At 74.9% G+C, this 8,941-nt stretch carries 9 protein-coding genes; 4 read left to right on the forward strand and 5 right to left on the reverse strand.

Annotated elements, in window-relative coordinates; all coding sequences use genetic code 11:
- Position 1 precedes the first annotated feature (1 nt).
- Positions 2-763 carry an SDR family oxidoreductase gene (locus tag ACYVI6_RS10765; protein WP_460446368.1) on the forward strand — a complete coding sequence of 254 codons (762 nt, stop codon included), beginning with the start codon at positions 2-4 and terminating at the stop codon, positions 761-763.
- On the opposite strand, the gene ACYVI6_RS10770 is transcribed toward ACYVI6_RS10765, so the two are convergent.
- The 4 genes from ACYVI6_RS10770 to ACYVI6_RS10785 form a co-directional block, all read right to left on the reverse strand.
- Positions 747-2,672: an ABC transporter ATP-binding protein gene (locus tag ACYVI6_RS10770; RefSeq protein ID WP_460446375.1), complete on the reverse strand. Its 1,926-nt coding sequence runs from the start codon at positions 2,670-2,672 to the stop codon at positions 747-749. The genes ACYVI6_RS10765 and ACYVI6_RS10770 overlap by 17 nt on opposite strands.
- A 9-nt stretch (positions 2,673-2,681) precedes the next feature.
- Positions 2,682-3,512 carry an enoyl-CoA hydratase/isomerase family protein gene (locus tag ACYVI6_RS10775; protein ID WP_460446376.1) on the reverse strand — a complete coding sequence of 277 codons (831 nt, stop codon included), beginning with the start codon at positions 3,510-3,512 and terminating at the stop codon, positions 2,682-2,684.
- Positions 3,513-3,615: 103 nt separating this feature from the next.
- Positions 3,616-3,825, reverse strand: a complete 210-nt coding sequence (locus ACYVI6_RS10780) for a helix-turn-helix domain-containing protein (protein ID WP_460446369.1) — start codon at positions 3,823-3,825, stop codon at positions 3,616-3,618.
- A 102-nt stretch (positions 3,826-3,927) separates the two neighbouring features.
- Entirely contained in the window at positions 3,928-5,526 is a 1,599-nt protein-coding gene (locus tag ACYVI6_RS10785; protein ID WP_460446370.1) for an ABC-F family ATP-binding cassette domain-containing protein, read from the reverse strand.
- A 100-nt stretch (positions 5,527-5,626) separates the two neighbouring features.
- Here ACYVI6_RS10785 and ypfJ point away from each other — a divergent pair, with 100 nt between their 5' ends.
- The 3 genes from ypfJ to ACYVI6_RS10800 all read left to right on the forward strand — a co-directional run bounded on the left by ypfJ (position 5,627) and on the right by ACYVI6_RS10800 (position 8,172).
- A complete protein-coding gene (gene ypfJ, locus ACYVI6_RS10790; protein WP_460446371.1) occupies positions 5,627-6,508 on the forward strand; it encodes a KPN_02809 family neutral zinc metallopeptidase in 882 nt (293 codons plus the stop codon).
- A 104-nt stretch (positions 6,509-6,612) separates the two neighbouring features.
- Positions 6,613-6,873 (forward strand): hypothetical protein, encoded by a 261-nt coding sequence (locus ACYVI6_RS10795; protein WP_460446372.1) that lies wholly within the window; start codon positions 6,613-6,615, stop codon positions 6,871-6,873.
- Positions 6,874-6,987: 114 nt separating this feature from the next.
- A complete protein-coding gene (locus ACYVI6_RS10800; RefSeq protein ID WP_460446373.1) occupies positions 6,988-8,172 on the forward strand; it encodes a S8 family serine peptidase in 1,185 nt (394 codons plus the stop codon).
- 16 nt (positions 8,173-8,188) lie between these two features.
- On the opposite strand, the gene ACYVI6_RS10805 is transcribed toward ACYVI6_RS10800, so the two are convergent.
- Positions 8,189-8,941 (reverse strand): CHAT domain-containing protein (locus ACYVI6_RS10805; protein ID WP_460446374.1); only part of this gene is annotated, 753 nt, incomplete at its 5' end.

The following is an 8,941-nucleotide window of genomic DNA, read 5'->3' on the forward strand; positions in this document are numbered from 1 at the left end:
CATGGACCTGGGGCTGGCCGATCGCGTGTACGTCGTCACCGGTGCGTCGCGGGGGCTGGGCCGAGCGGGCGCCGAGCAGCTGCTCGCCGAGGGCGCCCGGCTGGTGGTCAGCTCCCGCAAGGCCGAGGCGCTCGACGGCCTCGTGCAGCAGGCGCCCCCCGGCACGGTGCTGGCGGTGCCCGGCGACCTCACCGACCCCGAGCTGCCCGGCCGGCTCTGCGCGTCGGCGATGGCCCGCTACGGCCGCATCGACGGCGCGCTGGTGAGCGTCGGCGGCCCGCCGCCCGGCAGCACCGACCAGATCACCGACGAGCAGTGGCGCAGCGCCTTCGACAGCGTGTTCCTCGGCCCGCTGCGGCTGGCCCGCGCGGTGATCGACGCGACGTCGGTCGAGGGCTCGTCGATCGTGCTCGTGCTCTCGACCTCGGTGCGCTCCCCCATCGCCGGTCTGGCGGTGTCGAACGGCCTGCGGCCGGGGCTGGCCATGCTGGTGAAGACGTTGGCCGACGAGGCGGGGCCGCGCGGCGTGCGGGTGAACGCCCTGCTGCCCGGGCGGATCGACACCGACCGGGTGCGCGAGCTCGACGAGGCCAGCGGGCGCCCGGCGTCGAACCGGCGCGACTCGGAGGCCGGCATCCCGCTGCGCCGCTACGGCGAGCCGGCGGAGTTCGGCCGGGTCGCGACGTTCGTGCTGTCGCCGGCCGCGTCGTACCTGACCGGTGCGGCGATCCCGGTCGACGGCGGGGCTACCCGCGCGCTGTGACCCCGGGCTCGTCGCCCAGACCCGCCAGCACCCCGGCGGCCGGACGCTCGTCCTGCTGGGCGAACTGGGTGCGGTACAGGTCGGCGTAGACGCCACCGAGCGCGAGCAGCTCGGCGTGCCGGCCGCGCTCGACGACCCGGCCGTCCTCGACCACGAGGATCTGGTCGGCCTCGCGCACGGTCGACAGCCGGTGCGCGATGACGATCGCGGTGCGGCCCTCGAGCGCCGTCGCCAGCGCCCGCTGCACCGCCACCTCGCTCTCGGAGTCGAGGTGCGCCGTGGCCTCGTCGAGCACGACGACCGCAGGTGACTTCAGCAGCAGCCGGGCGATCGCCAGGCGCTGCTTCTCACCACCGGACAGCCGGTGCCCGCGGTCGCCGACGACGGTGTCGAGACCGTCGGGCAGGGCGCTGACCAGCGGCCAGATCTGCGCGTCGCGCAGCGCACCCTCGAGCTCGGCGTCGGTGGCCTCGGGCCGGGCGAAGAGCAGGTTGCCCCGGATCGTGTCGTGGAAGAGGTGGGCGTCCTGGCTGACCACGCCGACCGCCCGGTGCAGCGAGGCGAGGGTGACGTCGCGGACGTCGTGCCCGCCGACCCGCACGGTGCCCTCCTGGACGTCGTACAGCCGGGCCACCAGGCCGGTGATCGTCGTCTTGCCGGCACCCGAGGGCCCGACCAGCGCGACGGTCTGCCCCGGCTCGACGTGGAACGACACGTCGTGCAGCACCTGCTGCGAGTCGGCGGTGTCGAGCACGGCGACCGACTCGAGCGAGGCCAGCGACACCTCGTCGGCCCGCGGGTAGCGGAACGCCACGTGGTCGAGCTCGACGGACGTCGGGCCGGCCGGCAGCGCGACGGCGCCCGGGCGGTCGTCGACCAGCGGCTTCAGGTCGAGCACCTCGAACACCCGGTCGAAGCTGACCAGCGCGGTCATCACGTCGACCTGCACGTTCGACAGCGCGGTGAGCGGGCCGTAGAGCCGGCCGAGCAGCGCCGCCATCGCGACCAGCGCACCCGCGGTCAGTCCGCCCTCGAGCACCAGCCAGCCGCCGGCGCCGTAGACCAGCGCGGTGGCCAGCGAGGCGACGAGGGTCAGGGCGGTGAAGAGCAGCCGGCCGTACATCGCCTGGGTGATGCCGATGTCGCGCACCCGCTCGGCCTTGCCGGCGAACGCGGCGGTCTCGCGGGGAAGGTCACCGAAGATCTTGACGAGCAGCGCGCCGGAGACGTTGAACCGCTCGGTCATCGTCTGGCCCATCTGGGCGTTCAGCTGCATCGACTCGCGGCTGATCTTCGCCAGCCGCCGGCCGAGCAGCTGGGCGGGGATGACGAACAGCGGCAGCATGATCAGGGCGACGACGGTGATCTGCCACGACAGCAGCAGCATCGTCACCAGCACGATCACCAGGCTGACGACGTTCGAGACGACGGACGACAGGGTGCCGGTGAACGCGGCCTGCGCGCCGACCACGTCGCTGTTCAACCGGGACACCAGCGAGCCGGTCTGGGTGCGGGTGAAGAACGCGATCGGCATGCGCTGCACGTGCTCGAACACCTGCACGCGCAGCCGGTAGATCAGGCCCTCGCCGATGCGCGCCGAGAGCAGCCGCATCAGCAGCCCGAGCACGGCGTCGATCAACGCGATGCCGGCGACCAGCAGCGCGGACGTGACGATCAGCCCGCGGTCGCGGCCGCCGATGCCGTCGTCGATGATCCGCCGCAGCAGCAGCGGGGTCGCCACCACGAGCAGCGCGTCGACGACCACCAGCGCCAGGAACACCGTGATCTGCCTGCGGAAGGGCACGGCGAAGCCGGCGATCCGGCGCCACACGCCCTTGCTCAGCGTCGCCTTGGCCACGCTGGGGTCGCGGCGCATCGACCGCATCGTCTGCCAGCCGGCCCCACCCATCATCGACATCTACGCCTGCTCCTCGCTCTGGTCCGGCGGTGCAACGCCGCCGCCGGGAGCGCGCTTCCCGCCGGTGGCCCGCTGCGCCAGCAGCGAACGCAGCCGCCGCCCCTGCGCGGCCCGCTCGGCGGCCAGCTGGTCGCGCTCGGACCGGTGCTCGGCGCCGTCGAGCAGCGCCGTCTCCTCGCGCACCGCGTCGAGGTCGGGCGCGAGCAGGGCCGCCACCAGGTCGTCGACCAGCCCGTCGAGCGCGGCGACCGGCACCGCGAGCTGGGCCAGCCCGGTGGCGACCGCCTCCTCGGCGCCGACCCAGCGCCCCGTCACGCACAGCTCGAGCGCACGCGGGTAGCCGACCGCCCGCACCAGCGGCCCGGTGCCGCCGAGGTCGGGCACCAGCCCGAGCGACGTCTCGCGCATCGCGAACCGCACGTCGTCGGCGACCACCCGCAGGTCGCAGGCCAGCGCCAGCTGGAACCCGGCACCGACGGCGTGGCCCTGCACCGCGGCCACGGTCACGACGTCCGGCCGGCGCCACCAGGTGAAGGCGCGCTGGAACCCGGCGATCGCCGCGTCGAGCGCCGCGTCGTCGAGCGTCGCGAGCTCGGCGAGCCCCGGCTCACCCGGCAGCCCACCGCCCAGCATCGCGCGGTCGAGACCGGCGCTGAACGACGCGCCCGCGCCCCGCAGCACCACGACGCGCACCTCGGGCGGCAGGTGGTGCCCGACGGCGGCCAGCGCGCGCCACGTCGCCGGCGTCTGCGCGTTGCGCGCCTCGGGCCGGTCGAGCAGCACGTGCAGCACCGGCCCGTGGCGGCGCACGCCGACCCGGCCGGCGCGCATGAGCGCCGGATCGAGGCGTGGCAGGGGCTCGGACACGGTCACGCGGCGACTCTAGGCGCCACGTCCGACAATCGTCGTCGACCGGTGCGCCGTGCGGCGCGGTTCAGCGGCGCGGACGGCGGGTCGGCCCGCCGCGACCGCGCAGCGTCACGTCGCTCTCGCGCAGGACGCGGTGCACGAACCCGTACGAGCGGCCGGTCTCCTCCGCGATCTCGCGGATGCTGTGGCCCTGGTTGTACTCGGCGACGACGTGCTGGGACATCTGCGTGCGGGCCTCGCCGGTGATCCGCGCGAACTTCCTGACCTCCGCCACGTGGCTCCCCTCCTGTCGACCCGAGGTGACCACTGTGCGCCCTGAGGTCGCGAATATCCACCGTTCTGCCCGAATCGTGACCTTGCGCGGTCACGCAGCGTGTCAGGCGAGGGCGACGAGCTCGGCGTACTCGGGGCTCCACAGGTCCTCGTCGCCGTCCGGCAGCAGCAGCACGCGCTCGGGCTCGAGCGCGTGCACCGCGCCCTCGTCGTGCGTCACCAGGACGACGGCCCCGGCGTAGCTGCGCAGCGCGCCGAGCACCTCGTCGCGGCTGGCCGGGTCGAGGTTGTTCGTGGGCTCGTCGAGCAGCAGCACGTTGGCGGCCGACACCACGAGCGTGGCCAGCGCGAGGCGGGTCTTCTCGCCGCCGCTCAGCACGCCGACCGGCTTCTCGGCGTCGTCGCCGCTGAACAGGAACGACCCGAGCACCTTGCGCACCTCGGTGTCGCCGAGGTCGGGTGCGGCCGAGCGCATGTTCTCGAGCACGCTGCGCGAGGTGTCGAGCGTCTCGTGCTCCTGCGCGTAGTAGCCGAGCCGCAGGCCGTGGCCGGGCAGCACCTCGCCGGTGTCGGGCGGGTCGATGCCGGCGAGCATCCGCAGCAGCGTCGTCTTGCCGGCGCCGTTCAGCCCGAGCACGACGACCTTGCTGCCGCGGTCGATGGCGAGGTCGACGTCGGTGAACACCTCGAGGGAGCCGTACGAGCGCGACAGCCCCTCGGCGGTGAGCGGGGTGCGGCCGCACGGCGCCGGGTCGGGGAAGCGCAGCTTGGCGACCTTGTCGCTGGCCCGCACGTCGTCGAGGCCCGACAGCAGCCGCTCGGCGCGCTTGGCCATGTTCTGCGCGGCCACCGCCTTGCTGGCCTTCGCGCGCATCTTGTCGGCCTGCAGCATGAGCGTCGACGCCTTCTTCTCGGCGTTGGCGCGCTCGCGCCGGCGGCGCTTCTCGTCGGTCTCCCGCTGGGCGAGGTAGGTCTTCCAGCCGACGTTGTAGAGGTCGAGGGCCGAGCGGTTGGCGTCGAGGTGCACGACCTTGTTGACCACGACCTCGAGCAGCGCCACGTCGTGGCTGATGATGATCAGCCCGCCGGAGAACGCCTTCAGGTAGTCGCGCAGCCAGGCGATCGAGTCGGCGTCGAGGTGGTTGGTCGGCTCGTCGAGCAGCAGGGTGTCGGCGCCGCTGAACAGGATGCGGGCCAGCTCGACCCGGCGGCGCTGACCGCCGGAGAGGGTGCGCAGCGGCTGACCGAGCACGCGCTCGGGCAGCGACAGGCTGCTGCTGATGCTGGCTGCCTCGCTCTCGGCGGCGTACCCGCCCTTCGACTCGAACTCGGCGTCGAGCCGCCCCCAGCGCGTCATCGCCTTGTCGCGGACGGCGTCGTCGTCGCTGGCCATGTCGACCTCGGCCTCGCGCAGCTTCCGGATCGTGACGTCGAGACCGCGCGCGGCGAGGATGCGGTCGCGGGCCAGCACCTCGAGGTCGCCGGTGCGCGGGTCCTGCGGCAGGTAGCCGACCTCACCGGTGCGGGTGACGGTGCCGGCGGCGGGCTGCCCCTCGCCGGCGAGCACCTTGGTGAACGTCGTCTTGCCGGCGCCGTTGCGGCCGACCAGCCCGATGCGGTCGCCCTGGGCGACGCGCAGCGAGGCCTGCTCGATGAGCACGCGCGCGCCGGCGCGCAGCTCGATGTTCGACGCGGTGATCACGGACGACCCCTCAGGTGGACGCGGGCGGACGGCGGAGCAACACCGTCACTGCACTGGTCGGGCGTCTGGCCGATCTCGGGATCCATCCTACGCTGCTCGCGTGACCTTCGATCCGAACGCGAACCTCGACACCAGCCAGGTCAGCAGCGGCGGCCGCGGCAGGGGCGTCGCGGTCGGTGGCGGCCTCGGCGGCGGCGCCCTGCTGGTGGTGATCGTCATCTCGCTGCTGACCGGCACCGACCCGTCGTCGCTCCTGAACGGTGGCAGCGACCCGCAGCCGGGTTCGACGAGCGACGTGTCGCGCTGCCGCACCGGCGAGGACGCGAACAGGGACGTCGAGTGCCGCGTGGTCGGCACGGTGAACAGCGTGCAGGCGTTCTGGGCGACCGCCCTGCCGCAGCAGGCGAGGACGCAGTACGTGCAGGCCCGCACCGTGCTCTACTCCGGGCAGACGCAGTCGGCCTGCGGCACGGCGTCCAACGCCGTCGGGCCGTTCTACTGCCCGAGCGACAAGCTGGCTTACATCGACGCGAGCTTCTTCGACGAGCTGACCACCCGGTTCGGCGCGGACGACGGAGCGCTGGCACAGGAGTACGTCGTCGCCCACGAGTACGGCCACCACGTGCAGGACCTGCTCGGCGACCTCGGCCGCGCCCAGCAGGGATCGGGCGCGACCGGCGGCTCGGTGCGCACCGAGCTGCAGGCCGACTGCTACGCCGGCATGTGGGCCAAGGCGGCGTCGAGCACCCAGGACGTCGACGGCGACCCGTTCCTGCAGCCGTTGACGAAGCAGGACGTCGCGTCGGCGCTGTCGGCCGCGTCCGCCGTCGGCGACGACCGCATCCAGCAGCAGTCCGGCGGCGGCGTGAACCCCGAGACCTGGACGCACGGGTCGTCGGCGGAGCGGCAGCGCTGGTTCACCCGCGGCTACACCGAGGGCACCCTCGAGGCCTGCGACACCTTCGCGACCGACCAGCTGTAGATCTCCTGGCCGCCCGGCGTATCAGGGCGGCGACGGGGCGCTCTGCTCCGGTGGGTCCGCACGGTGCGGGCCCCCAGCAGCCGCACCGCCGCAGGAGGCACGCCATGACCGTCACCGCCATCGCCCCGCACCGCACCGACTCCCCCGCGGTGCTGCACGACCGCCGGGTGCTGCGGGTCTGGACGTCGGCGGGACGGTCGGCGTGCTCGTGGGCCTACCTCGAGGGCGCCGGCTGGCGGCGCATCGGCACCACCACGCCCGCCGGGCGGCAGCTGCTCGAGGCCTGCCGCCTGGCCCGCACCGAGGGCTGGAGCGTGCACGCGCTCGTCACCCACGACGACCTGTGCCGCCTCGAGCGCGCCTGACGGCCCGTCCCCTCTGACCGCCTGACCGCACCCGCGCGCCCGCCTGCCCGTCGGCCCTTCCGGTCGCGGGCGGTGTGCGCCACCATCGACCGTCCCCGCACCTGGAGGAACCGCATGGCCCACCACCCGCCGGCCCGCAACCGCACCCGACCCGACCGGGTGGGCAGCACCGACCTCGACGGCGGGTACCTGTTCCGGCCGCGCCAGCTGCTGGTCGACCGCGGCGGGCGCGACGTGCTGCACGCGGCCGACGTCGGCGCGACGCCCGAGCGGCACGCCGAGACGAACCACCGCTTCGCCGGGCACGACGCCGACGTGGAGGTGTGGCACGTGGGCGGTGGCGGCGTCGACCTGCCGGCCCTGGCCCGCGAGCTGAAGGCGCAGGCCGCGCGGGCGGGCTCGTGGGTCAGCCCCAACTACGTGCTCACCGGCGAACCGCTCTACCAGGGCGGTCCCGGATCCGACCCCGAGCGGTGCGACGCGCTGGAGCTGCCCGGCGGCGGCTACCCGTCGGCGCCGGCGCTGGCGGTGCTCGACACCGGCCTCGCCGCGAAGGTCGACCCGCAGGTGCGGGCCAGCGTGCTGGGGCTGGACGACGCCGACGTCGACCCGCTCGACGAGGACCACGACGACTACCTCGACGCCGAGGCGGGGCACGGCACCTTCATCGCCGGGCTCGTGCAGCGCGTCGCGCCGGGCCTGGCGACCGAGCAGCAGCGGGTGCTCGACAGCGACGGCTTCGGCGACGACACCAGCATCGCGCTCGGCCTGCTGTCGACCAGCGCGCCCGTCGTGAACCTCTCCCTCGGCGGCTACACCCGCCAGGACCGGCTGCCGCTGGCCCTGGCCCGCGCCGTCGCCGCCGTCACCCGCGACCGCGTCGTGGTCGCCGCGGCCGGCAACAACCGCAGCAGCCGGCCGTTCTGGCCCGCCGCCCTGCCGTCGGTGGTCGCCGTCGGGGCGTACGACCCGGAGACCGGCCGACCGGCCCGCTTCACGAACTACGGCGACTGGGTCGACGTGGCGGCGCCCGGCGTCGGCCTGGCCAGCAGCTACGTGCACGGCACCTGGCCGGGCAGCGGCAGCGAGGCGGACGTCGAGTTCAGCGGCTGGGCGCGGTGGAGCGGCACGTCGTTCGCCGCACCGCTGGTGGCCGCCGAGATCGCCCGCCGCGTGGTCGCGGCCGGCGCCGGGGCCGACGCCCGCCAGGTGTCCGAGGCGTTCGTCGCCGAGCTGCCCGAGCACCCCGACTGGCCCGGGCTCGGCGGCTGGTTCGAGCCGGCCGCGAGCGTTCGCTGAGCCCGTCGGGCCGAGGTCAGGCGCCGAACACGCCGAAGCCGGCCGCGGTGGCGAGCGCGGCCGGCTCGTCGTGGTCGAGCTGCGCCCGCGCCAGGCGCAGCGCCGGCGCCGGCGCGCGGCCCGCCCGGAGCCCCGCGTGGAACGCCTGCACGAGCACCGCGGTCTCGGCGTCCGGCGTGGGGATGCTGGTCGCGACCACCGTGCGGGTACCGAGGCGCAGCAGGGTGTCGGCCACGCCGAGCAGCTCGTCGCCGGGGTGCACCCGCGCGACCGCCGAGTGGCAGGCGGCGAGCACCACCGTGCCCGGCGGCTGGGCGAGGCCCTCGAGGTCGTAGACGTTGAGCGGCCCGTCGGCCAGGTGCAGGCTCGACAGCATCGGGCTGTCGTCGTCGAAGCTGCCGTGCGCGGCCACGTGCACCAGCCGGGCACCCTCCATGACCTCGCGCACCGCCCCGGCCGTCGCAGCGGGCCCGCGCAGCAGCACGCCGCCCCCGATCGCGTGCAGGGCCGTGACCTCGTCGTCCGCGTGCTCGAGCCCGGGCCCGGCGGCGTACACGTCGGGCCCGGACGGCGCCGGGCGGGCGGCCGCCCGGGCCCAGGCGCTGCCGGACGGCGCGACGTGCAGGTCGCGGTCGGCCAGCGAGGGGAGCAGCGACCACGGCACCGCGTGCAGGGTGTCGGTGGGCACGAGCACGACGTCGCGGTGGCCGTCCAGCCGCTGCCGCAGCGGCGCCAGCAGCAGCGTGTCGAGCCGGGCACCGCCGTGCCG

This window comes from Angustibacter aerolatus, assembly GCF_054776675.1.

What these genes read in the sequence shown, in the direction of transcription:
- ACYVI6_RS10770 (WP_460446375.1), bottom strand. Translation starts at nt 2,672, where the DNA reads ATGGGTGGGGCCGGCTGGCAGACGATGCGGTCGATGCGCCGCGACCCC.
- ACYVI6_RS10795 (WP_460446372.1), top strand. Translation starts at nt 6,613, where the DNA reads ATGACCGTCACCGCCATCGCCCCGCACCGCACCGACTCCCCCGCGGTG.
- ACYVI6_RS10765 (WP_460446368.1), top strand. Translation starts at nt 2, where the DNA reads ATGGACCTGGGGCTGGCCGATCGCGTGTACGTCGTCACCGGTGCGTCG.
- ACYVI6_RS10800 (WP_460446373.1), top strand. Translation starts at nt 6,988, where the DNA reads ATGGCCCACCACCCGCCGGCCCGCAACCGCACCCGACCCGACCGGGTG.
- ACYVI6_RS10775 (WP_460446376.1), bottom strand. Translation starts at nt 3,512, where the DNA reads ATGCGCGCCGGCCGGGTCGGCGTGCGCCGCCACGGGCCGGTGCTGCAC.